The 22,707-nt window shown below is 70.3% G+C and carries 18 protein-coding genes and 1 tRNA gene; 9 read left to right on the plus strand and 10 right to left on the minus strand.

What is annotated here, in order from left to right; genetic code table 11:
• Window positions 1-4: 4 nt before the first annotated feature.
• Window positions 5-394: a globin gene (locus GC203_RS02220; protein ID WP_293450893.1), complete on the minus strand. Its 390-nt coding sequence runs from the start codon at window positions 392-394 to the stop codon at window positions 5-7.
• A 67-nt stretch (window positions 395-461) separates the two neighbouring features.
• On the opposite strand from GC203_RS02220, the gene GC203_RS02225 reads away from it, so the two are divergent.
• Together GC203_RS02225 and GC203_RS02230 are read left to right on the plus strand one after the other, a co-directional pair.
• On the plus strand, window positions 462-1,301 hold the full coding sequence (locus tag GC203_RS02225) for an enoyl-CoA hydratase-related protein (RefSeq protein ID WP_293450895.1): 840 nt from the start codon (window positions 462-464) through the stop codon (window positions 1,299-1,301).
• Complete coding sequence (locus GC203_RS02230) at window positions 1,301-2,296, plus strand: MDR family oxidoreductase (RefSeq protein ID WP_293450897.1); 996 nt, start codon at window positions 1,301-1,303, stop codon at window positions 2,294-2,296. Before GC203_RS02225 ends, GC203_RS02230 begins: the two co-directional genes overlap by 1 nt.
• Here the strand turns inward: GC203_RS02230 and GC203_RS02235 are convergent.
• The gene (locus tag GC203_RS02235; protein ID WP_293450899.1) at window positions 2,293-2,769 is read right to left on the minus strand and encodes a glutathione peroxidase; all 477 of its coding nucleotides are present in this window, start codon (window positions 2,767-2,769) and stop codon (window positions 2,293-2,295) included. The two genes, GC203_RS02230 and GC203_RS02235, sit on opposite strands and share 4 nt — an antisense overlap.
• 37 nt (window positions 2,770-2,806) lie before the next feature.
• Entirely contained in the window at window positions 2,807-3,730 is a 924-nt protein-coding gene (locus GC203_RS02240) for a Gfo/Idh/MocA family oxidoreductase (protein ID WP_293450901.1), read from the minus strand.
• 101 nt (window positions 3,731-3,831) lie between these two features.
• Here GC203_RS02240 and GC203_RS02245 point away from each other — a divergent pair, with 101 nt between their 5' ends.
• The 3 genes from GC203_RS02245 to GC203_RS02255 all read left to right on the plus strand — a co-directional run bounded on the left by GC203_RS02245 (window position 3,832) and on the right by GC203_RS02255 (window position 7,868).
• A complete protein-coding gene (locus GC203_RS02245; RefSeq protein WP_293450903.1) occupies window positions 3,832-4,833 on the plus strand; it encodes an NADP-dependent oxidoreductase in 1,002 nt (333 codons plus the stop codon).
• A gap of 73 nt (window positions 4,834-4,906) precedes the next feature.
• Window positions 4,907-5,809 (plus strand): cobalamin biosynthesis protein CbiG, encoded by a 903-nt coding sequence (locus GC203_RS02250; protein ID WP_293450905.1) that lies wholly within the window; start codon window positions 4,907-4,909, stop codon window positions 5,807-5,809.
• A 112-nt stretch (window positions 5,810-5,921) separates the two neighbouring features.
• Window positions 5,922-7,868 (plus strand): pyrroloquinoline quinone-dependent dehydrogenase, encoded by a 1,947-nt coding sequence (locus tag GC203_RS02255; protein ID WP_293450907.1) that lies wholly within the window; start codon window positions 5,922-5,924, stop codon window positions 7,866-7,868.
• Window positions 7,869-7,945: 77 nt separating this feature from the next.
• Here GC203_RS02255 and GC203_RS02260 read toward each other — a convergent pair whose 3' ends face one another.
• From GC203_RS02260 to glmU, 6 genes are all read right to left on the minus strand, one after another.
• Entirely contained in the window at window positions 7,946-9,331 is a 1,386-nt protein-coding gene (locus GC203_RS02260) for an MATE family efflux transporter (RefSeq protein WP_366501336.1), read from the minus strand.
• Window positions 9,332-9,459: 128 nt separating this feature from the next.
• The gene (locus tag GC203_RS02265; protein WP_293450909.1) at window positions 9,460-10,839 is read right to left on the minus strand and encodes a class II 3-deoxy-7-phosphoheptulonate synthase; all 1,380 of its coding nucleotides are present in this window, start codon (window positions 10,837-10,839) and stop codon (window positions 9,460-9,462) included.
• Between the two features lie 43 nt (window positions 10,840-10,882).
• Complete coding sequence (locus tag GC203_RS02270; RefSeq protein WP_293450911.1) at window positions 10,883-12,082, minus strand: O-antigen ligase family protein; 1,200 nt, start codon at window positions 12,080-12,082, stop codon at window positions 10,883-10,885.
• Window positions 12,083-12,143: 61 nt separating this feature from the next.
• The gene (gene gor / locus GC203_RS02275; RefSeq protein WP_293450913.1) at window positions 12,144-13,526 is read right to left on the minus strand and encodes a glutathione-disulfide reductase; all 1,383 of its coding nucleotides are present in this window, start codon (window positions 13,524-13,526) and stop codon (window positions 12,144-12,146) included.
• 10 nt (window positions 13,527-13,536) lie between these two features.
• On the minus strand, window positions 13,537-14,223 hold the full coding sequence (rpiA, locus tag GC203_RS02280; RefSeq protein WP_293450915.1) for a ribose-5-phosphate isomerase RpiA: 687 nt from the start codon (window positions 14,221-14,223) through the stop codon (window positions 13,537-13,539).
• Window positions 14,220-15,581: a bifunctional UDP-N-acetylglucosamine diphosphorylase/glucosamine-1-phosphate N-acetyltransferase GlmU gene (glmU, locus tag GC203_RS02285; RefSeq protein WP_293450917.1), complete on the minus strand. Its 1,362-nt coding sequence runs from the start codon at window positions 15,579-15,581 to the stop codon at window positions 14,220-14,222. The genes rpiA and glmU overlap by 4 nt, the downstream gene beginning before the upstream one ends.
• Before the next feature lie 111 nt (window positions 15,582-15,692).
• Between glmU and GC203_RS02290 the strand changes: the two genes are divergently transcribed.
• The 4 genes from GC203_RS02290 to GC203_RS02305 all read left to right on the plus strand — a co-directional run bounded on the left by GC203_RS02290 (window position 15,693) and on the right by GC203_RS02305 (window position 20,754).
• A complete protein-coding gene (locus GC203_RS02290) occupies window positions 15,693-17,948 on the plus strand; it encodes a transferrin receptor-like dimerization domain-containing protein (RefSeq protein ID WP_293450919.1) in 2,256 nt (751 codons plus the stop codon).
• Window positions 17,938-18,648: a phosphoglycolate phosphatase gene (gene gph / locus GC203_RS02295; protein WP_293450921.1), complete on the plus strand. Its 711-nt coding sequence runs from the start codon at window positions 17,938-17,940 to the stop codon at window positions 18,646-18,648. The genes GC203_RS02290 and gph overlap by 11 nt, the downstream gene beginning before the upstream one ends.
• 20 nt (window positions 18,649-18,668) lie before the next feature.
• A tRNA-Val gene (locus GC203_RS02300) sits at window positions 18,669-18,743 on the plus strand.
• Between the two features lie 268 nt (window positions 18,744-19,011).
• Window positions 19,012-20,754, plus strand: coding sequence for an adenylate/guanylate cyclase domain-containing protein (locus GC203_RS02305; RefSeq protein ID WP_293450922.1), 1,743 nt, complete (start codon window positions 19,012-19,014; stop codon window positions 20,752-20,754).
• On the opposite strand, the gene GC203_RS02310 is transcribed toward GC203_RS02305, so the two are convergent.
• Window positions 20,751-22,703, minus strand: coding sequence for a tetratricopeptide repeat protein (locus GC203_RS02310; protein WP_293450924.1), 1,953 nt, complete (start codon window positions 22,701-22,703; stop codon window positions 20,751-20,753). The two genes, GC203_RS02305 and GC203_RS02310, sit on opposite strands and share 4 nt — an antisense overlap.
• Window positions 22,704-22,707: the final 4 nt, after the last annotated feature.

A 22,707-nucleotide genomic window follows, 5' to 3' on the forward strand; every position in this document is an offset into this window, starting at 1 on the left:
CTTTTCATTTGGTGACGGCGAGCACGGTGGCGATCTGCCGGGTCCAGGCGGCGTCGAACGCATCGGTCCATTCCACGCCCAGCGCCTCGCGGCAGGTGTCGCGCACGATGTCGAAGAAGCGGTCGAACTCGTGGCTCGGCGTGCCGAAGCCGTCGTGGTTCACACGCTCCGTCTTCACCAGGTTCGCCTGATAGGGCCCGTCAGGATCCATCAGCACGCCGAACACCATCGCCAGCATCTCGCCGCGAACCGCGCCGGTGACGTCCCGGGCGAACCGCTCCTCGGCGTCGGGGAACTCGGCGAAGAGCCTGGCGAACACCTGCGGCGCAGGATCGCCGATCCGCTCGGCCACGAGTTCCAGCGAGTTCGCCACCAACTCCGCGGCTTCCGACATCTGCGCCTCCCTCGCTCCGTCCCACGGCCTATAGTCTCGCCCAAAAGCACCAAGGGGAAGCGCCGCCATGGACTTCGAGGACATTCTCTACGAGGCCGGGGACGGCCTGGGGATCATCACCCTGAACCGGCCCAAGTACCGCAACGCCCAGAGCTGGCGGATGCTGGACGAAATCGACCGGGCTTTCGATCTGGCCCGCGACGACACCGAGGTCCGTGTGGTGGTGATCCGCGGCGCCGGGGGCGTGTTTTCCACGGGCCACGACCTGGGCACGCCCGAGGGGGCCGCGTTCCGGGCTCAGCAGATCGGCGACGGCGGCGTGCGCTATTACGACGCCTTCAAGAAGTACAACCTCGACCTGCTCCTGAAGTGGCGCAACTTCGAGAAGCCCACCCTGGCGGTGGTCGAGGGCTACTGCATCTACGCCGGCTGGATGCTGGCCGCCGCCATGGACGTGGTGTTCGCCGCCGACGACGCCCAGTTCCTGGCCGGCTATGTCGAGTACATGTCGATCCCCTGGGACATCGGCGTCCGCCGCGCCAAGGAGCTCGTCTTCGAAAGCCGCTTCATCTCGGCCGACGAGGCCCAGGCGTACGGCCTGGTCAATCGCGTCCTGCCGCCGGGCGACCTGGAGCGCGAGGCGCTGGCCTGGGCGCGCCGCGTGGCCGAGAACGGCCCGGAATATCTGCGCCTCGCCAAGCTGCACATGAACAAGGCGCAGGACCATCAGGGGTTCACCAATGCGGTGGAGGACTCCCTCGGCGACTACATGGCCATGATGTGGATGCCGGGCCACGACATGCGCGTGCCCGGCGAACGTCGCCTGTTGACCGTCGACCTCGCCGTCCGGCATCGCCGGGGCGAACGCTTCGGCCTGACGCCCGCCGCCAAGAAGGAAGACGCCTGATGCCCGACCAATTCCGCGCGCTGCGCCTGCACAAGACCGAGGCCGGCCAGGAGGCCAGGTTCGAGGACCTGACCCCGGACGACCTGATGGACGGCGACGTCACCGTGCGGGTCGAATACTCCACGATGAACTTCAAGGACGGCCTGGCGCTCACCGGCCGGTCGCCCGTCGTACGGGTCTGGCCGCTGATCCCGGGCATCGACTTCGCCGGCGTGGTCGAGTCGTCGTCCCACGCGGGCTTCCATCCCGGCGACCGCGTGATCCTGAACGGCTGGGGCGTGGGCGAGGCCCACCACGGCGGCTATTCGCAGGTGGCGCGGGTGAAGGGCGACTGGCTGGTGAAGGCGCCCGAGGGCCTCTCCAGCGCCCAGGCCATGGCCATCGGCACGGCCGGCTACACGGCGATGCTCTGCGTCCTGGCGCTGGAGCGCCTGGGCGTCGGGCCCGACAAGGGCGAGGTGCTGGTCACGGGCGCCGCCGGCGGGGTGGGCAGCGTCGCCATCGCCCTGCTTTCGAAGCTGGGCTACCGGGTCGTCGCCTCGTCGCGACGGGCGGGGGCCGAGGGCGACTACCTCAAGGGCCTCGGCGCAGCGGAGGTGATCGATGCGGCCGGCCTCCAAGGCCCCGCCCGGCCGCTCGCCAAGGAGCGCTGGGCCGGCGCCGTGGATTCCGTCGGCAGCCACACCCTGGCCAATGTGCTCTCGCAGATGCGCTACGGCGGAACCGTCGCCGCCTGCGGGCTGGCCCAGGGCATGGATCTGCCGGGCTCGGTCGCGCCCTTCATCCTGCGCGGCGTGACGCTGGCGGGGATCGACAGCGTGATGCGCCCCGCCCCCGACCGCGTGGAGGCCTGGTCACGCCTGGCCCGCGACCTCGATCTTTCGAAGCTGGAGGCGATGACCGTCAGCGCGGGCCTGTCCGACCTGCCACGCCTGGGCGCCGAGATCCTCGACGGCAAGGTCCGCGGCCGCGTGGTCGTCGACGTCAATAACTAAAGCGCGGCCTCGATCGCTTTGATCAGGCCTTCGTCCTGCGGCTCGGTCCGGGGTCCGAAGGCCTGAAGGGCCTCGCCGTTCTTGCCCACCAGGATCTTGTGGAAGTTCCACACCGGAACGGCGGGCTCGCCCAGCTCCTGTTCGGCCCAGGCGTAGAACGGGTGCCGCCCCGCTTCCTTCACCTCGACCTTGGCGGTCATCGGGAAGTCGATCCCGAAGGTGGTGGAGCAGAAGGTCTGGATCTCGGCCTCGGTCCCGGGCTCCTGGCCCATGAACTGGTTGCAGGGCACGCCCAGGACCACCAGCCCCTTGTCCTTGTAGTCGGAGTAGAGCGTCTCCAGCCCGTTGTACTGGGGGGTCAGGCCGCACTTGCTGGCGGTGTTCACCACCAGCACCACCTTGTCCTTGAAGGTCGTCATCGGCAGCGGGCCGCCGTCGATCTTGTCGAACGAATAGTCGTAGGCGCTGGACATGGCGGGCTCCCTGAATTTGTGGGGGAGGCTAGCCCGCTTACGCGGCGTCCTCCAACGCCTGTTCCACCGCGATCGCCAGATCGAGGGCCGCGATCGCCTCGTCCAGCGTGACCACCGGCCGCGGAGCCTCGCCGCGCACCGCCATCAGGAAACTCTCCACGCTGACGCCCAGCGGATCGCGGGCGGCCGGCGTCTCGGCGTAGTCGGCGTTGAGCGCGAACGGCGTGGTGTTGCGGAAGGTCCGGGCCACGAAGTCGATCTCCACCTCGCCCGAGGGGTAGACGACCCGCATGACACGCCGCCGCGCCTCGGCCATGCGCGAGACATCGAAGCGCGCCGTGCAGCCGCCGTCGAAGGTCACTTCGGCCGCCACCTTGTCCCAGACCCCATCCGGCCCGCGCGCGCCATCCGCCTCGGCCGTCACCGGTTCGCCCGCCGCGAGCCGCAGCGCCAGGTCGAGGTCGTGGATCATCAGGTCCAGCACGGCGGTCACATCGCGGCTGCGCTCGGACGGCGGACCATGGCGCAGCGCCTCAAGGAACAGCGGCTGTTCCGGAACATCCAGCAGGCCCATGGCCTGGAACATCACCCGCTCCTGGTGGCCGCAGGCGACCACCACGCCCTGCCGCGCAGCCGCGGCGCGCAACCTCTCGCCGTCGGCCACGCTGACCGCCACGGGCTTCTCGATATAGACCGGCTTGCCCGCCGCGATCGCAGCCAGCGCCTGTTCGGCGTGGAAGACCGCGGGCGAGGCCACGGTGACCACGTCGACGGCCGCCAGGAAGGCGTCCAAATCGGCAAAGGCCCGCCCCCCCAGGGGCATCGCCGCCGCCGCGGCGCGCTCGGGGTGCGGATCGAAGACGGCCGACAGGGTCACGCCCGGCAGGCGCGCGTACTGCCTTGCATGATAGCCGCCGAAAACGCCGGCGCCGATCACGCCGCCTCGCAGGGTCTCAGCCATGGGCTCTCCAAGTCGGCGCGGCCCTATCACACCCCGCGGCCTCGACGCCACCCGGCGAGGGTCTTACAAGCGTTTGAACCAATGATCCTGGAGGGACGCCCATGACCGCCGTACGCGAGATCCGCCTGAAGAGCCGTCCGAGCGGTTTGCCGAAGGCCGACAATTTCGAAATGGCCACGGTCGAGCTCCCCGCCCCCGCCGCCGGCGAGGTGCAGGTGAAGAACCTCTGGATGACCGTCGACCCCTACATGCGCGGGCGCATGAACGACGTGAAGAGCTATGTGCCGCCGTTCCAGCTCGGCAAGGCGCTGGAAGGCGGGGCCATCGGCGAGGTCACCGCCTCGAGCGATCCGAATCTGAAGCCGGGCGACCTCGTGCAGTCGAACTTCGGGTGGCGGGAAGGCTTCAACGCCCCGGCGGCCGCGGTGCAGAAGCTGGACCCAGCTGGCCTGCCGCCCCAGACGTTCCTGGGCGCCGCCGGGATGCCGGGCCTGACCGCCTACGCGGGCCTGCTCAAGATCGCGGGACTCAAGGACGGCGACATCGTCTTCGTCTCCGGCGCGGCGGGCGCCGTCGGCTCGATGGTCGCCCAGATCGCCAAGGCCAAGGGCCACACCGTGATCGGTTCGGCCGGCGGCGCCGACAAGGTGGCGTTCCTGAAGGAGATCGGCGTCGACCAGGTGATCGACTACAAGGCCGAGAAGGACCTGACCGCGGCCCTGATGCGCGCCGCGCCCGACGGCATCGACGTCTATTTCGACAATGTCGGCGGCGAACACCTGGAGGCGGCCCTCGCCGCGGCCCGGCCGTTCGGCCGCTTCGCGCTCTGCGGTGCGATCTCGATGTACAACGCCACCGAGCCGCCGCCTGGGCCCCGCAACCTCGTGCAGATGGTGGGCAAGCAGCTGCGGATGGAAGGCTTCATCGTCTCCAGCCACTGGGACATGATGGCGCCCTTCCAGCGCGACCTCGCCCAGTGGGTTCGCGAGGGCAAAGTCACCTGGAAGGAGACGGTGTTCGAGGGGATCGGCAAGGCCCCCGAGGCCTTCGTCGGCCTGTTCCAGGGCGCCAATCTCGGAAAGATGCTGGTCAAGCTCGCCTGAGCGTTGGACCGTCCGCGCCGAGGGCGTAGAACCCTCGGCGTCTTCCCTATCTCGAACCTCAGCGGAGCTGTTCGTGCCGCGCCTTTTCAGCGCCTATGTGATCGTCGACTGGAGCGCGGCTGCGAAGCCGACCACCGGCGCCGACTCCGTCTGGATCGGCGTGCTGAAGCGCGACATCCGCTTCCGCATGGCCTTCGAGAGCTTCAACCCGGCGACCCGGGCCGAAGCCGAAACGCGGCTTAACGCCATCCTCGACGACCTGAAGAAGCGCAGCGAGCGCGCGCTGGTGGGCTTCGACTTCCCGCTGGGCTTCCCTCGCGGGTTCGCCTCGGCGCTGAACCTGCCGGGCGAGACCCCATGGCAGGCGACGTGGGATCAGCTCGCCAAGATGGTCAAGGACAAGGCCGACAACACCAACAACCGCTTCGGCGTGGGCTCGGAGATCAACCGGCGCCTGACCGGCGGCCCCTTCCCGTTCTGGGGCTGCCCGCCCAAGGACGCGCTCACCACGCTGCAACCCAAGCGCACCCGCCCGCATGGCCCCGACGACCTGCCGGAGTTCCGCCACGCCGACGTCGCCGCCAAGGGGGCCGCCTCGATCTGGAAGCTCTACTACAACGGCTCGGTGGGCGGTCAGGCGATCCTGGGCATCCCGTTCGTGCGGCGGCTCAAACAGGCGCGCGGCGAAGCCTTCAGGGTCTGGCCGTTCGAGACGGGCTTCAAGCCGCTGACCGAGGCCGATCTCGATGGCGTCGACGTGGTGGCGGCCGAAGTCTATCCGTCGCTGCTGAAGGCCCAGGGCGCGCCGGGCGAGGTGAAGGACCTGACCCAGGTGCGCACCACCGCCGAGCACTTCGCGCGGCTGGACGAGGCGAACCGGCTGGGCGCGCTGTTCGGCCCGGACAAGGCGGCCCCGGCCGACGCCGTGCTCGACGCCGAACGCGAAGAGGGCTGGATATTGGGCGCGGGCGCCTAGCGAGGGCTCCCCCGCGCGTCCCGGCGGCTCCACCGGTTGTCCCAAACAGCTTGGTCTTGGTCTAGGCTGCGCGCGTCCTGGGGCGATCCCCGATCTGCACCGCGAGCCCACCATGACATCTTCCCTCCGCGTCGCCCTGCTCGGCGTCTGCCTGAGCGGCCTCGCCGCCTGCGGCCAGCCGGCGAGCAATGCGCCCGTCGCCCGCGCCCCCGACACCGACTGGCGCCACTACGGTGGCGACGCCGGCGGTCAGCGGTTTTCCACCGCCGCCCAGATCACCCCGCAGAACGTTAAGGACCTGCAGGTCGCCTGGACCTATTCCACCGGAGAGGCGGCGCGCCACGGCGCGGAGCTTGAGCACACGTCGTTCGAGGACACGCCGATCCTCGTCGACGGCCGCCTCTACGTCTGCTCCCAGTTCAACGCCGTCTCGGCCCTGGACCCGGGCACGGGCAAGCCGCTCTGGACCTACGATCCCAAGGTGGATCCGACGACCCACTATCCGAACAAGAACGTCTGCCGCGGCGTCACCGCGTGGCGCGATCCTCAGGCCCCGGCGGACGCGCCTTGCGCGTCCCGAATCTTCCTGCCGACGGACGACCGCCGGCTGATCGCGCTGGACGCCGCCAGCGGCGCGCTGTGCAAGGGCTTCGGCCAGGATGGGACGGTCGATGTCGGGGCCGGCCTGAAGCTGAAGTGGCCCGGCCAGATGCAGATCACCTCGCCGCCCGTCGTCGTGCGCGGCGTGGTCGTGGTGGGCTCGTCCCTGGACGACAACCAGCGGGTTCACGAGCTGCCCGGCACGGTGCGGGCCTACGATGCGCGGACCGGCGAACTGAAGTGGGGCTTCGACCCCCTGGCCAATGCGGGCCCGGGCTTCCAGGCCGGCGCGGCCAACGTATGGGCCCCCATGTCGGGCGACGAGGCGCGGGGCCTGGTCTTCCTGCCCACCTCCAGCGCCAGCCCGGACTTCTTCGGCGGCCTGCGCCCCGGCGCGGGCGGCTACGCCAATTCCGTGGTGGCCCTCGACGCCGAAACCGGCACGCCCGCCTGGAGCTTCCAGACCACCCACCACGACGTCTGGGACTACGACATCCCCGCCCAGCCAACCCTCGCCGAGGTCGACTACGGCGGGACGAAGACCCCGGCGGTCATCCAGGCCACCAAGCAGGGCCTGATCTTCACCCTGGCTCGCGACACCGGAACCCCGGTGGTCCCGGTGGAGGAGCGGCCGGTCCCGCAAGGCGGCGCGCCGGGCGAGACGCTCTCGCCCACCCAGCCGTTCCCCGTCGCGCCCAAGCCGCTCAGCCCGATCCGCATCTCGGAGAAGGACGCCTACGGCCTCACGCCCTGGGATCGCGGCAAGTGCCGCGACCTCATCGCCGGCGCCCGGCATGACGGCATCTACGCCCCACCCTCGCTCCAAGGGACGCTGCTCTACCCGTTCACGGGCGGCGGCGTGAACTGGGGCGGGCTGGCCTTCGACGCCGGCCGGCAGGTGGCCTACGTCAACACCTCCAGCATGATCCATAAGGTCACCCTTATCCCCGCCGGCAAGGTCAAGGCCACCCAGCAGGCGGAGCGCGGCAAGGAGGTCTCGCCGCAGGAGGGTGCGCCGTTCGGCATGAAGCGCGAGGTGCTGCTCTCGCCGCTCGGCCTGCCCTGCAACCCGCCGCCGTGGGGCCAGCTCCACGCCATCGACATGAAGACCGGCAAAGTCCTCTGGGAGGTTCCGCTCGGCACCACACGCGACATGGCGCCGGGCTCGCAGCTCTTCCTTGGCACGATCGGCGTGCCCAACATGGGCGGCCCGATCGCCACCGGCTCGGGCCTCGTCTTCATCGGCGCGGCCATGGACGACTACCTGCGCGCCTTCGACGCCGCGAGCGGCAAGGAGCTGTGGAAGGGCCGGCTGCCGGCCGGCGGCCAGGCGACGCCGATGACCTACGTCTGGAAGGGCCGGCAGTACGTGGTCATCGCCGCAGGCGGCCACGGCATGGGCGGCACCAAGCGGGGCGACACGGTGGTGGCCTACGCCCTGCCCGGCCCGCTGCAGTAACAGCCGTCATCCCGGATCGCGGGGCGCGCAGCGACCTGCGATCCGGGATGACGGGAGACTTGCGGCCCGGCGGTTCTTCACGCCGCCAGCCGATCCCGCCGCGCCAGCATCGCGAACCGGCCCAGCAGCAGGCCGCCCGACAGGAAGCTCGCCGCGATCACCGCCCAGACCAGGCCCATCACGCCCATGCCCTGCGGGATCGCCAGCCACCAGGCCAGCGGCATCATCACCACCACGTAGCTGGTCATGTGGGTCATGGTCGGCAGCCAGACGTCGCCGCGGGCCCTGAGCGCCTGGGCGGTCACCACCTGCAGGGCGTCGGGGGTCAGGAACACGCAGGTCAGCGCCAGCGCCGGCGCGGCCATGGCGATGGTCGCCGCGTCGCGCGTATAGCCCTGGCTGATCAGCCCCGCCGCCGGCCAGATCGCCAGCGAGACGAGCACGCCGAAGATGGCCGTCACCGCGAACGCAACCACGCCTGCTCGCACCACGCCCGCCGGATCGCGCGCGCCATAGGCGCTGCCGACCATCACCGCCGCGCCGGTCGCCAGCCCCAGCGGCGCCATGAAGACGATGGCGGCCACGTTCAGCACGATGGTCCAGGCGGCCACCGCCAGGGCGCTGATCCAGCCGGCGATGATGTTCATGCTGGCGAAGGCCGCCACCTCGAAGAAGTTCGATATGCCCGCGCCGTAGCCGATCCGCCGCTGCTCGATTTCGGCCGGCCGGTCGCGCTCGGGCCGCGTGAACACCCCCAGCGCACGCGCCTCGGGCATCCGGGCGATGTAGATCAACATCACCAGGGCCAGGAACGTCCGCGCCCCGGCCGTAGCCCAGCCGCCGCCGACGGCGCCCAGGGCGGGCAGCCCGAACCGCCCCGGCACCAGCAGCAGGTCCAGGCCCAGGTTGACGATATTGGCCGCCCACATCGCCCAGGCCACCGGACCTGGCCGCGACAGTCCCTCCAGCCATGAGCCGGCGGCCACGCTGATCGTGTAGCCCGGCAGCGACAGCGAGAAGATGATCAGCGGCCAGGTCGCGCCCTCGGCGAGGTCGCGCGACAGCCCGATCGAATGCAGGAAGGCCGGCCCCAGCGCCAGCAGCACCGCCGTCGACACAACCCCGATCCACAGCCCGTAGACCAGGCCCCGACGCAGCACCGCGCCGGTCAGATCGCGCCGCCCCTCGCCGATCCGCCGCGCGGTCATCACCTGCACGCCGGTCAGCAGGCCCACAGCCATGGTCACCACCACGCTGGTCGGGGCCCAGGCCATGGCGTGGTAGCCGAGCTGGCGGGCCGAGTAGTTCCCCACCACCAGTGCGTCGGTCAGGCCCATGGCCATGATGCCCAGGCGCGACGCCACCACCGGCCCCGACAGCGTCAGCAGCTGGGCCAGATCACGGCGGACGGGACTGTCGCGCCCGCCGGGCAGGACGGGCGGCTGGGCCGCGGCGCGGTCCATGACGCAAACCTCGTTTTCAAAGAGGCGCGGACACTGGCGCCGTCGTCAAAAATGGGCAAGGCGAAGCTCGCCGCAAGGCGCCCGCGCGCGCCGGGCGTTGCGGCGCGGGCACAAGCCACCGGCCTTCGCTAGATGCTCGCGGCCACCCGTTGGGCCAGATCGACCCGGTCGTCCTTGAGCTTCTCGGCCACCAGGAACGCCAGTTCCAGCGCCTGTTCGCCGTTGAGGCGCGGGTCGCAGTGGGTGTGGTAGCGATCGGCCAGGTCGCCCTCGGCCACGGCCCGCGCGCCGCCCAGGCACTCGGTGACGTTCTGACCGGTCATCTCCAGGTGGACGCCGCCGGGGTGGGTCCCCTCGGCGTTGCAGATGTCGACGAAGCTCTTCACCTCCGACAGGATCCGGTCGAAGGGCCGGGTCTTGTAGCCGGTGGCGGCGGTGAGCGTGTTGCCGTGCATCGGGTCGATGGCCCACACCACGTTGCGGCCCTTGGTGGCGCGCAGCAGGCCCGGCAGGCGGTCGGCGATCTTGTCGTAGCCGAAGCGCCCGTAAAGCGTCAGCCGACCCGCCTCGTCCCTGGGATTGAGCGCGTCGATCAACCGGTTGAGTTCGTCGCCCTCCATCGTCGGTCCCACCTTGGCGCCGATGGGGTTGCGGATTCCGCGGAAGAACTCGACGTGCGCGCCGTCGAGCTGGCGGGTGCGCTCGCCGATCCAGAGAAGGTGGGCCGAGGTGTCGTACCACTCGCCCGAGGTGCTATCGACGCGGGTCATGGCCTCCTCGAAGCCCAGCAACAGGCCCTCGTGGGAGGTGAAGAACTCGACCTGATGGATGGTGGGGTGGGTCTGGGAGTTGATGCCCAGCGCCGCCATGAAGCTCAGGGATTCCGAGATCTTCTCCGAGAGCTCGTGATAGCGCGCGCCCTGCGGGCTGCCCTCGACGAAGCCCAGGGTCCAGCGGTGGATATTGTAGAGGTCGGCGTAGCCGCCGCCCGCGAAGGCGCGCAGCAGGTTCAGCGTGGCCGAGGACTGGGCATAGGCCTGCAGCAGGCGTTGCGGATCCGGCGCGCGGGACTCCGGCGAGAACTCCATGCCGTTGATGTTGTCGCCACGGTACGAGGGCAGTTCCACGTCGCCGAGCTTCTCCACGGGCGACGAGCGCGGCTTGCCGAACTGGCCCGCCATCCGGCCCACCTTCACCACCGGCTTGCCGCCGGCGAAGGTCAGCACCACCGCCATCTGCAGGATCAGCCGGAAGGTGTCGCGGATGTTGTCGGCGTGGAATTCCTTGAAGCTCTCGGCGCAGTCGCCCCCCTGGAGCAGGAACGCCTTGCCCGCCGCCACGTCGCCCAGCAGCGCCTTGAGGCGCCGCGCCTCGCCGGCGAACACCAGCGGCGGCATCTTGCGCAGCGTCGTCTCCACCCGGCTCAGCTCGGCCATGTCGGGATAGTCGGTCGGGATGTGCTTGGCGGGCTTTCCCCGCCAGGAGGCTGGCGTCCAGGGCTCGGTCATCTGTTCAACTCGGAACCGCCGCTGTTTCGGCGGGCCGGGCGTTTTACTCGGAAAGCACCGGAGCGTCGATGGGGCGGGAACCGGCCATGCGCGGCTCGGCCAGGGCGACGATCGTCGCCGCCAGTGCGCCAAGGGCCAACCACCACTCCTGCCAGACGCCGAAGCTGACCGAGCCGAAGAAGAGATAGACCGCCGCCGACCCCGCCGCCGCGGGCGCGAGCAGGCTCCGGTCGTCCCGCGCGAGCCGCCGGAAGGTCTGGACCCAGACCAGGGCGAGCAGGGCCGCGCCGGGCAGGCCGAGTTCGAGCCAGACCTGGAGCGAGCCGTTGTGCGGGTGGAGCTGGATGTGCGGGCTGAAGGACCGGCTGGCGTCCAGGCCCCATCCCGTCCAGGGCCGTTCGGCGATGCGGCCGATGGCGTACGACCAGTAGCCGACCCGCTGAGCCCAGGACTCCGGCAGGCGTTCGCCGGAGGCGGCAAGGGCCAGGGCGAGCAGCGGCATCAGGAGAACGAGGCCGGCCGCACCCACCCCCAGCGCCTTGGGCGCGGAATTCGGCCAGACCCAGACGACCACCGCGATACAGGCCACGACGCCAACGGCCAGCACCGGCGCATCCGACAGGAAGAGCTGGGCCAGCAGCGCCGAGCCGGCCGCCATCGGCAGCGCGAGCCAGGGCGAGGCCCCCGCCCGCGCCCCGGCCGCGGCGGCGACGGGCCACAGCAGGGCCAGGGCGAAGCTGCCCTGGGCCAGGTTCTTGCGCCCGAGATCGGGCCGGATCGGGTCGCCGATCGCCTGGCGCAGCGACAGGTAGATCGCCCCCCCGGTCACCGCCTCGACCAGCATCACCGCGCCCAGTACGGCGAGGCTCCAGGCGAACCACCGCGCCGCCCGGCCGGCGACGATGGGATCTGCGCGTCGCGCAGCGCACCAGGCGCTCCAGTAGAGCGGCGCCTGCAGGGCGAGCTTGAGCCCGGTCATATCCTCCAGCTCGCGCGGCCGCACCGGGCTCCACAGGATGGAGAGGGCCGCCCAGCCCACGGCCAGGATCAGCAGGAGGGCCAGCGGCGCGTCACGCGGGCCGATCCGTACGGCCGGCAGGCAGAGCAGGCCCACGAGGCTGACGAGCGGCGCGAAGGCCAAGGGACCCAGCCAGGCAAGCAGCGGCGTGAGGATGGCGGCGGCGCACAGCACCCAGCCGCACCAGACCCCCAGGCGGTCGCCCTGCCCCGTCGTCGCGTTCATGCTTCCGCGGTCAATACGAGGCTTTCACGGATTCGTCGCGTCCTCGCTCGCGCCCGGCGCCTCAGGCGACCTGGCCGAGCGCCGGCGCGGCGTACTTCTCGCGCATGGTCACCAGTTCCTCGGCCAGGGTCGGGTGGACCGCGCAGGTGGCGTCCCACTGGGGCTTGGTCACGCCCATCTTGAGCGCGATCGCCGCCATCTGGACGATCTCGGGACCATCGGGGGCCACGACGTGGCAGCCGAGGATGCGCTCGCTGCCCTGCTCGACCACGAGCTTGATAAGGGCCCGCTGCTGGCCGCCGTAGAAGGTCTCCTTCATCGGGCGGAACTTCGACAGGTAGATGTCGACCTTGCCGTGCTTGCGGCGGGCCTCGGCCTCGGAGAGCCCCACCACGCCGATCTGCGGCTGGGTGAAGACCGCCGAGGCGACCATGTCGTGGTCGAAACTCGTCGGATTGTCGAAGAACTCGGTCTGGGCGAACGCCGCGCCCTCGCGGATGGCCACGGGCGTCAGGTTGATGCGGTCGGTGACGTCGCCCACCGCCCAGATGTTGTCGACGCTGGAGCGCGAGAACTCATCGACCTTCACCGCGCCGTTCTCTCCGATTTCGACGCCCGCGGCCTCCAGGCCCAGGCCCTCCGTGTAGGGCTCGCGGCCGAGGGCGAACATGACGACGTCGGATTCCAGCACGTGGTTGTCGGCGCAAGTGCTGGCGAGACCGGACGCCGTCTTCTCGATGTTCGCGATCCGCGAACCCAGGCGGATCTTGAGGCCGCGCTTCTCCATCTCCTCGGTGACGAACGAACGGACGTCGTCGTCGAAGCCGCGCAGGATGTTGGGGCCCCGGTGCACCAGCGTGGTGTCGACGCCCAGGCCGTTGAAGATGCAGGCGAACTCGGCGGCGATGTAGCCACCGCCGGCGATCACGATGCGCTTGGGCAACTCCGTGAGATGGAACGCCTCGTTGGAGCTGATCGCGTGCTCGATCCCGGGCACGTCGGCGGGCATCCAGGGCCGTCCGCCCGTGGCGATCAGGATCTTGGCCGCCGTGCGGACGCCGCAGCCATCGACCTCGACGGTGTGGCGGTCCTTCAGGCGCGCCTTGCCGTGGACCAGTTCGGCCCCGGCGTTCTGCAGGTTCTTGACGTAGATGCCCGAGAGCCGCGCGATCTCGTCGTCCTTCGCCATCAGGAACTTCGGCCAGTCGAACGAGGTCTCGCCGAGGTTCCAGCCATAGCCGCGCGCCGTCTCGAAACTCTTCGAATATTCCGAGGCGTAGACCATGAACTTCTTCGGCACGCAGCCGCGGATGACGCAGGTGCCGCCGACCCTATGCTCCTCGGCCACCGCCACCCGGGCGCCGGACATGGCCGCCAGCCGCGCGGCGCGCACGCCGCCCGAACCGGCGCCGATGACGAAAAGATCGTAGTCGTAGTCCGCCACGGCGGCCTCCTTATGGGTCGAGCTCGACGACTCCATCGGGGCCGCCGATCAGGGCGCGGTCGGCGAGATCGAGAAACAGGCCGTGGTCCACGACACCGGTGACGCTCTTCAGCGCCGCCGCCAGGACCGCCGGCTCCTCGATCCGCCCGCAGGGTGCGTCATAGATAAGGTTTCCGCCGTCGGTTCTTACAGGCTCGCCGTCCCTTCGGCGAAGTATGGGAGCCATGCCGATTTCGCATTCCGCCAGGGCGTCGCAGATGCGCGCGGCCGTGGTCTTGTGCCCAAACGCCACCACCTCGATCGGCAGAGCGAATTTTCCCAGCGTTTTCACGTTCTTGGCGGCGTCGGCGATCACGACGCACGACTTGGAGGCTTCCCACACCAGCTTCTCGCGCAGCAATGCGCCGCCGCCGCCCTTGATGAGCGAAAGGCCGGGCCCGATCTCGTCGGCGCCGTCGACGGTGAGGTCGATCGTCCGCGTCTCGCCCAGTTCGCCCAGCCGGATGCCGAGGCCCGCGGCCAGGTCCGCCGTGGCCTGCGATGTGGGCACGCCGAGGATATCGAGCTTGCGCGCGGCCAGGGCGCGGACGAACCAGGCCGCCGTCGAGCCCGTGCCCAGCCCCACGACCATACCGCTCTCGACAAGGCGGGCGGCGGCCTCGCCGGCCGCCCGCTTCTGAGCTTCCGCGTCGCTCACGCCCCCACCTTCGCTCTCTTCGCCTTCTTCTCGCTCATCTTCTTGCGGAACCGCGCCGCCCAGCCAGGCTTCTCCGCCTGCTGCCCGCGCTCCAGCGCCAGGGCGTCGGCCGCCACGTCGCGCGTGATCACCGAGCCGGAGCCGGTATAGGCCCCCTCGCCCACACGCACCGGCGCCACCAGCGCGGTGTTCGACCCTATGAAGGCGTTCTCGCCCACGTGGGTCTCGTATTTGAAGAAGCCGTCGTAGTTGCAGAAGATCGTGCCGGCGCCGATGTTGGCGCCCGCGCCCACCGAACCGTCGCCCAGATAGCTCAGGTGATTGGCCTTGGCGCCGGCGCCCACCTTCACGTTCTTCACCTCGACGAAGTTGCCGATGTGGGCGTCCGCGCCGATGACGGCGCCCGGCCGCAGGCGCGCATAGGGGCCGACCAGCGCGCCCGACGCCACCGCGGCGCCCTCCAGGTGGCTGAACGCCCGGATCACGGCGCCCGCGGCCACCTTCACCCCCGGCGCGAAGACCACATAGGGCTCGATGCTGGCGCCGGGCGCGATCTCGGTGTCCCACGCGAAGAAGACCGTCTCGGGCGCCGTCATCGCCACGCCCTGGGCCAGGAAGAACTCGCGTCGGCGCGCCTGGAACACCGCCTCGGCCTGGGAGAGCTGCATCGGCGTGTCCGCGCCCATCACGGCGGTCTCGGGCGCGACGTGGGCCCGCACCAGGGCGTCCTCGTGGGTCGCCTCGGCGATGATCCCGGTGAGGAAGTACTCGCCCTTGGGGTTGTCGTTGCCGACCCGCGAGAGCCATCGGAAGAGGTCGAGGCGGCCGGCGAGGTACATGCCGGCGTTGCAGAGCCGGACCGCCTTTTCCTCCTCGCTCGCCTGGCTGGGTTCGACGACGCGGATCACGTGGCCGTCCGCCCCGCGCAGGATGCGGCCATAGAGCAAGGCGTCGGCGGGCTCGAACCCCATGATCGCCAGCGCCGCGCCCTTGGCGCGCAGGCTGAACAGGTGCTCGAGGTCCTCCGCCTGGAGCAGTGGGCAGTCTCCGTTGATCACCAGCACGTCGCCGCCGAAATCGGCCAAGGCATCGGCGGCGCACAGCACGGCGTGACCGGTTCCGAGAGGCGGGTCCTGGATGACGACGCCCCCCGGGCCCAGCCGGGCCTCGACATGCGCGCGCACTGGCCCGGCAGGGCCCACCACCACGTGGATGCGCTCGCAGCCGGCGGCCTGGACGGTGTCGATCACCCGGTCGATGAGGGCCCGGCCGCCCACCTTGTGCAGGACCTTCGGCACGGCCGATTTCATCCGCGTGCCATGGCCGGCGGCCATGATGACGGCGGCTCTGGCGCTCATGCGTCTCTCCCCTGGGCGGACGTGAGTCCCGGCATGGCCCACGGCTTAGCAAGCCTTGTGGCGCGGCGCGAGAAGCGGGTAGCGTCGCGCCCGGTTCGTCGGGGAGTTCACATGTCCAGATCATCGCGTATCGCCGCCCTCGCCTGCGCCGGGGCGCTGGCCGCCCTCGCGCCCGCCGCGCAAGCCGGAGCCGACAAGGCGCTGGAAGCGAAGTTCGACGGGATGATCGATCCGGCCGAGATGGGCGGCTGGCTCAAGACCATGGCCGCCGAGCCGAACCAGGTGGGCGGCGCGCACGACAAGGCCAATGCGGAGATGACGCTGGCCCAGTTCAAGGCGTGGGGCTGGGACGCCAAGATCGAGACCTTCTGGGTGCTTTATCCGACGCCCAAGGAGGTGGCGCTGGAGCTCATGGCCGGCGCCGGCGCGCCGTTCCAGGCCACGCTCACCGAGCGGCCCGTGCCCGGCGACGAGAGCTCCTCGCGCACCAAGGACGAACTGCCGGCCTATGTGGCCTACCAGGGCGACGGCGACGTCACCGCCCCGCTGGTCTACGTCAACTACGGCATGCCGGCCGACTACGACGCCCTCGAACGGCTGGGCGTCTCGGTGAAGGGCAAGATCGTCGTCACCCGCTACGGCGGCGGCTGGCGCGGCCTGAAGCCCAAGCTGGCGCAGGAGCACGGCGCGGTCGGCTGCATCATCTATTCCGACCCCCACGACGACGGTTATGCGGTGGACGACGTCTATCCGGACGGCGCGGCGCGGCCGCCCCAGGGCTTTCAGCGCGGCTCGGTCGCCGACATGACCACCTTCCCGGGCGATCCGACGACGCCCGGCTACGGCTCCACCAAGGACGCCAAGCGGCTGACCCGCGAAGAGTCGCCGGTCGTGCTGAAGATCCCCGTCCTGCCGATCTCCTACGGCGACGCCCAGGTGTTCCTGAAGGCGCTGGACGGGCCGGTGGCGCCGTCTTCGTTCCGCGGCGCGCTGCCGATCACCTATCACGTGGGCGGGGGCGAAGGGGCCAAGGCCCACCTGAAGGTCGTCTCCGACTGGAGCCTGAAGCCGGCCTACGACGTGATCGCCACCCTAAAGGGCCAGAACCCCAACGAATGGATCGTCCGCGGCAATCACCGCGACGGCTGGGTGTTCGGCGCCAGCGACCCGCTGTCGGGCCACGTGGCCATGATGGGCGAGGCCAAGGCGCTGGGCGCGCTCTACAAGTCGGGCTGGAAGCCCAAGCGGACGATCGTCTACGCCAGCTGGGACGCCGAGGAGCCGATGCTGCTGGGCTCCACCGAATGGGCCGAGACGCACGCCGCCGAGCTCAAGGCCAAGGCGGTCGCCTACATCAACTCCGACGGCAACGGCCGCGGCTTCCTGGGCGTGGGCGGCAGTCACGCCTTCCAGCACTTCGTCAACGAGGTGGCGGCCGACGTCACCGACCCGCAGACCGGCGTCTCGGTCGCCACGCGAGCGCGGGCGCGGATTTTGGTGACGGCCGAGGAGGAGCCCGGTAACGCGCGCGCCGTCGCCCAGGCCAAGGCGGTCGCCGATCCGAAGAGCGACCTGCCGATCCAGGCCCTGGGCTCGGGCTCGGACTATTCCGCCTTCCTGCAGAACCTGGGCCTGGCCTCGTTCAACGTCGGCTTCGGCGGCGAGGGCTCGTCGGGCGGCGTCTACCACTCGGCCTACGACACCTACGAGCACCACAGCCGCTTCGTGGACCCCGGCCACGCCTACGCCGGCGCGCTGGCCAAGCTGTCCGGGCGCATGGTGATGCGGCTGGCCGACGCCGACCTGCCGGTCCAGCGCTACGGCGACTTCGCCGACACGGTGAGCGGCTATCTCGACGAGGTGAAGAAGCTGGCCGACACGACGGCCGAGAAGGCCTCGGCCCGCGCCCGCCTGCTGGCGGCCGGCGACTACAAGCTGGCGGACGATCCGACGATCTCGCGCGCCGATCCCGAGCCGCTGGCCGCCTCGCCCAAGCTCGACTTCGCGCCGATGGACGTGGCGGTGGCCAAGCTCAAGGTGGCGGCCAAGACCTTCGACATGGCCCTGGCCGACAAGGGCGGGTCGCTGAGCCCGGCGCAGAAGGGCAAGCTGGACGCCGCCCTCCTGCCCCTGGAGCAGCGCCTGCTGCGCGACAAGGGGCTGCCCTTCCGGCCCTGGTACAAGAACATGATCTACGCGCCCGGACGCTTCACCGGCTACGGCGCCAAGACGCTTCCGGGCATCCGCGAAGCGATCGAGGAGCGCCGCTTCGACGATGCGACGGCCTATATCGGCCTGACCGCCGAGGCGCTCACCGACTATGCGGCGGGGCTGGATGCGGCGACAGCGGTGATGAATGGCGGGTGACGCGCTCGCGGGGGCGACGATCGCCTTCGACCTCGACGGCACGCTGGTCGACACCGCGCCCGATCTGATCGGCACGCTCAACGCCCTGCTGCGCGACGAGGGCCTGCCCGCCCTGCCCCTTATCGAGGCGCGCCCCTTCATCGGCCACGGCGCGCGCCGGCTGATCGAGCGCGGGTTCGCCGCAGCCGGCGAGCCGCTGGCGCCCGAACGGGCCCAGGCGCTGTTCGACCGCTTCATCCCCCACTATCTGGGCCGGATCGCCGAGGAGAGCCGCCCCTTCCCGGGCTGCGAGGCCGCGCTGGAGGCGCTGGCGGCGGCCGGGGCGACGCTGGCGGTCTGCACCAACAAGCCCACCAACCTGTCCGTGGCGCTGCTGGACGGCCTGGGCCTCTCCGGCCATTTCGCCGCGATCGTCGGCCCCGACGCGGCCCCGGCCGCCAAGCCGGACCCGCGGCATCTGCAGGCGGCGGTCGAGGCGGCCGGCGGGACGATGGCGCAGGCGATCCTGGTGGGCGACTCGGCCACCGACGCCGGGGCGGCCCGCGCCGCCGGAGCGGGCCTGATCCTGGTCAGCTTCGGCTACACCGACACGCCGGCGGCGGAGATGGGCCCCGACGCCCTGATCGACGCCTACGCCCAACTTCCCGACGCGTGCCTACGGCTGCTGGGTGCTTGCGGCGGCCGGGCCGAGACGCTATAGCCCCCGCCTTCCTGCAAGGCGGATGCGTAGCTCAGCGGGAGAGCACCTCGTTCACACCGAGGGGGTCACAGGTTCAATCCCTGTCGCATCCACCATTCCCCGCTTCCTGAAACTTCGCGGACAAGCCCGGCTCGCGCGGGCCCGACTCGCCTGTGAGGCGATTCAGGCGCCCTGTTGCGCGCTCCGCGCTTCTGCCTCGCGGCCTTTCGTGCAACACTTTTCAAACAGTGACGGACTCGCCGTTTGCGAGCACCGCCATGCATTGGAGATCGGGTTCGGCCGCTTGAGAGGGGAAGCAGAGCGTCTGCTGCTCGGCGTGGGGGAGCGAACGGGTCCTTTCGGCCCCGTCGTGAGGCGGCCGAGGTGACGGAACCGGATAAAGCCGAGAAGGCGGTCCGCGCGGCGTTGGCGCGTGGCGATCTGCTGGGCGCCTACGACATGGTCGTGCGGCGCGCCGACGTGAGCCATCAGGGCCTGAACTATCTGGAGGTGCTGACGCTCGCGCGGCTGGGCGACGTCGAGCGGGGCCTGCGGCTCTACGACGAGTACGACCTCGCGGCAGGGGGCGACGCCGACACCCTCTCCCTCAAGGCCCGCCTGCTCAAGGACCAGGCGTTCGCCCACGGCGGCGAGCCCGATCCCGTGAAGCTGAAGGAGGCGTGCGACCTCTACGCCGACATCTACCGGCGCACGAAGTCGAGCTATCCCGCCATCAACGCCGCCACCCTGGCGCGGATCGGCGGCCGGGCTCGACTGGCCAACGAGCTGGCCCGGGCGGTGATCGCGGAAGCCGACGCGGAAGGCCACGACGACTATTATTCGCTGGCCGCCGTCGCCGAAGCGAAGGTGGTGCTCGGCGACCTCGAGGGCGCACATGCGGCGCTCAGCAAGGCCATCCGGGCGTCGGACGCCGACGTCGGCGCCCGCTCGACCACGGTCCTCCAACTCCAGCGCCTCCGCGACGCCACCAAGGACGTGGCGGGCCTCGACAGCCTGCTGGACCTGATCAGCCCGCCCAAGGTGGCGATGTTCTGCGGCAACATCTTCCTCGCGAACGCCGAGCTGGAAGCCCGACTCGCGGCCGAGATGATGGCGGCGATCCAACGCGAGAACGTCGGCTTCGCCTACGGCGCCCTGGCGGCCGGGAGCGACATCCTGATCGCCGAGCAGCTGCTGAAGGCCAAGGCCGAGGTGCACGTGGTCCTGCCGTTCGCCGAGGCGGACTTCCTGCGCGAGTCGGTCGCGCCCGGGGGCGAGGAGTGGGTGCGCCGTTACGAGGCCTGCAAGGCCGGCGCGACCGAAGTGAGCTTCGCCAGCAACATGAGCTATGTGGGCGAGAACGGGCAGTTCTCCTACAGCTCCAAGGTGACCATGGGCATGGCGCGGCTCCGCGCCCGCCAGCTGCATGGCGAGGCGATCCAATTAGTGATCGTGGAGGAGCGCGGCGAGAAGACGCTGAGCGGCTCGGACACCACCGCCTGGCGCGAGACGGGCGGGCGTTCGGTGGTCGTCACCACCGAGAAGCTCGTGCGTCCCACCATGCCGCCGCCGCCGCCGCGCTCCGACGTGCTGCGCGGCACCTACGGGATCATGTTCACCGACTATCCGGGGTTCTCGCGGCTGGACGAGCGCGTGCTGCCGGTCTTCTGGGACGAGGTGATGGTCCGGGCGGCCGGCGTGCTGGAGAGCTATTCCGACGCCATCAAGCAGGGCAACACCTGGGGCGACGCGCTCTTCGTCGTCTTCGAGAACGCCAACGCCGCGGCCGCGGCCGCGCTCGATCTCTGCGACCGGTTCAACGAAGTGGACTGCAAGGCCTTGGGCGTGCGCGAAGGCACCGCCATGCGGATCGCCCTGCACTATGGCCCGACCTATTCGGGCCATGACCCGGTGAGCCGCCGGACCACCTACTACGGCACCGAGGTGTCACGCGCGGCGCGGATCGAGCCCGTGACGCCTTCGGGCAGCGTGTATGTCACCGAGCCGTTCGCGGCCGTGCTGGAGATGGACACCGACCATCCGTTCGTCTGCAACTATGTGGGCAAGATCGCCCTGCCCAAGGGCTACGGCACCTATCCGCTCTACCGGCTGCGGCGGCAGAACTAGTTGCGGGCGACGGCGTTGGCCGGCGGCGGCGCGAGGCCCTGGCAGGTCGTGGCCATGCTCTTGGTGAAGCTGGCCTGGGCGCCCAGCGTCTGGTCCAGGATTTCTATGCCCTTGGCGCAGTCGGCCCGCGCCTCGGCCGTGCGGCCGGCGCGCGCCAGGACCACCGCCCGATTGACCAGCAGATCGCCGTGGTTGGGGTGAATCTTGCCGTAGCTGGCGTCATAGTTGCGTTTGGCGTCGTCGAGCGTCGCCAGGGCGGCCTCCGTATCGCCTCGCCGCGACTCGATGAGGCCCAGATAGACCTCGGCGATTCCGATCAGATAGTGCGGGCCCTTGAAGGCTTTCCGGTAGATCGCCACCGCTTCGCGCAACGCGGTCTCGGCCTCCGAGAGCTTGCCAAGCCCCTCGAGGATCTGGCCCTGCATCGACAGCGTGTCGGCGATGATCGGGTTGTCGGCGTCCAGCACCATACGCTCGATGGAGAGCGCCTTGTCGATGCGCTGCTCGGCCAGCGGCAGCTTGCCGGCGTTGAATGAGTTCTGCGCCAGGGCGAACCAGGCCTTCCCGGTCGACAGGTGGCTTTCGCCCAGCGTCTTCCGGTAGACGCCGAGCGACTCGGAGAGCGAGGCCTCCGCAGCGGCGAACTGGCCGTCATCCGACAGCAGGAGCCCGCGATTGTTCAGCGCCGTGGCGAGCGCGACCGGCGGCGGGTCCTTCATGGCCCGATAGTAGGTGAGCGCCCGATCGAACGCGGCGACCCCCGCCCGAACGTCGGAGGCCGAGGTGAGGACGCGCCCTTCCGTCACGGCGGCCTGCGCCCGCAGGTTCAGGTTCTCCTTCTGGTCGGGACCGAGCTGGGCCTCGGCCTTGCGAACCAGGGCCCTGGCCCGGTCGAGATCGCCCTGCCGCGCATAGATGGCCGCCAGCACGAGCATCGCTTCCGCGCCGTCGGCCCCGGTCCGCTCCATCTCGGGCAGCGAAGGCTCCAGCGCGGCCCGGGCCTCGGAGAGCAGGCCGAGGTTGTTGTAGGCGCGTCCCAGCGTGGCCAGCAGCCGCACCTGGATGTCGGGCTGATCGGCCAGTTCGGTCCGCGCGCGGTCGGCGCTTCGCCCGAGGATGGTCAGGGCCGTGATGGTGCGCGGGTTTTCGGTCGCGGGATTCGAGAGCTCGAAGGTGCCGACGAGATAGTCCGACGCCGCCCGGGCGGCGGCGGCCTCGTGCTGGGCGATCACCCGCTGGGTGTTGGCTTCGATCCGACGGGCGTTGGCGTAGAAGGCGAGACCGCCGGTCACCACCATGCCGGCCACAGCCGCCGAGGTGAGCATCGCCATCCGCTGGAACCGGCGCTGGGTCTCGCGCTTGACCAGTTCGTCCAGTTTCACGCCGGTAAGCCCGGCGATCAGCTTCTGGGTGGCCAGCCGCCGGCCGTCGGCCTCGCGCCGGATATCGGCGGCGATGGGCTCGGCCAGCACGTCGGAGAGCTCGCCGTCCTCGCCCATTCGATAGCGGAGGGTCGGCGGGAAGCACTCCTCGTGCTCGCGGCCCGGGAGCTCGGAAGCGTGCGGCTCGCCGTCCACCACCAGGGCCAGGACGCGCCCGTCACCGTGCTCGCGCTTGAACTGGAGAATCTCCTGATTGACCCACTCCGACCGCGCCGAGCTCGGGGAGCAGATGACGATCAGGAACATCGACTGGCGAATGGCCTCGCGCAGTTCGCTGCCGAGGTCGGCCGAAGCCGGCAACTCCTCGCGGTCACGGAAGATCCGGCCGAGCTTTCGCGGCACCTTGCCGACAGCGGTCATCCGCCCGATCAGCTTGGGCGGCAACCGGTGGGATTCGAGCACACGATGCAGGCGTTTCACGAACGCCTGGTCGCGGTGGCTGTAGCTGATGAACGCCCGATAGGCGTAGGATCTGGCGGCGACGCCGAAGTCTTCGCCGTCCGCCATCAGA

This window comes from Phenylobacterium sp. (assembly GCF_016124325.1).
Taxonomy (GTDB): Bacteria; Pseudomonadota; Alphaproteobacteria; order Caulobacterales; family Caulobacteraceae; genus Phenylobacterium.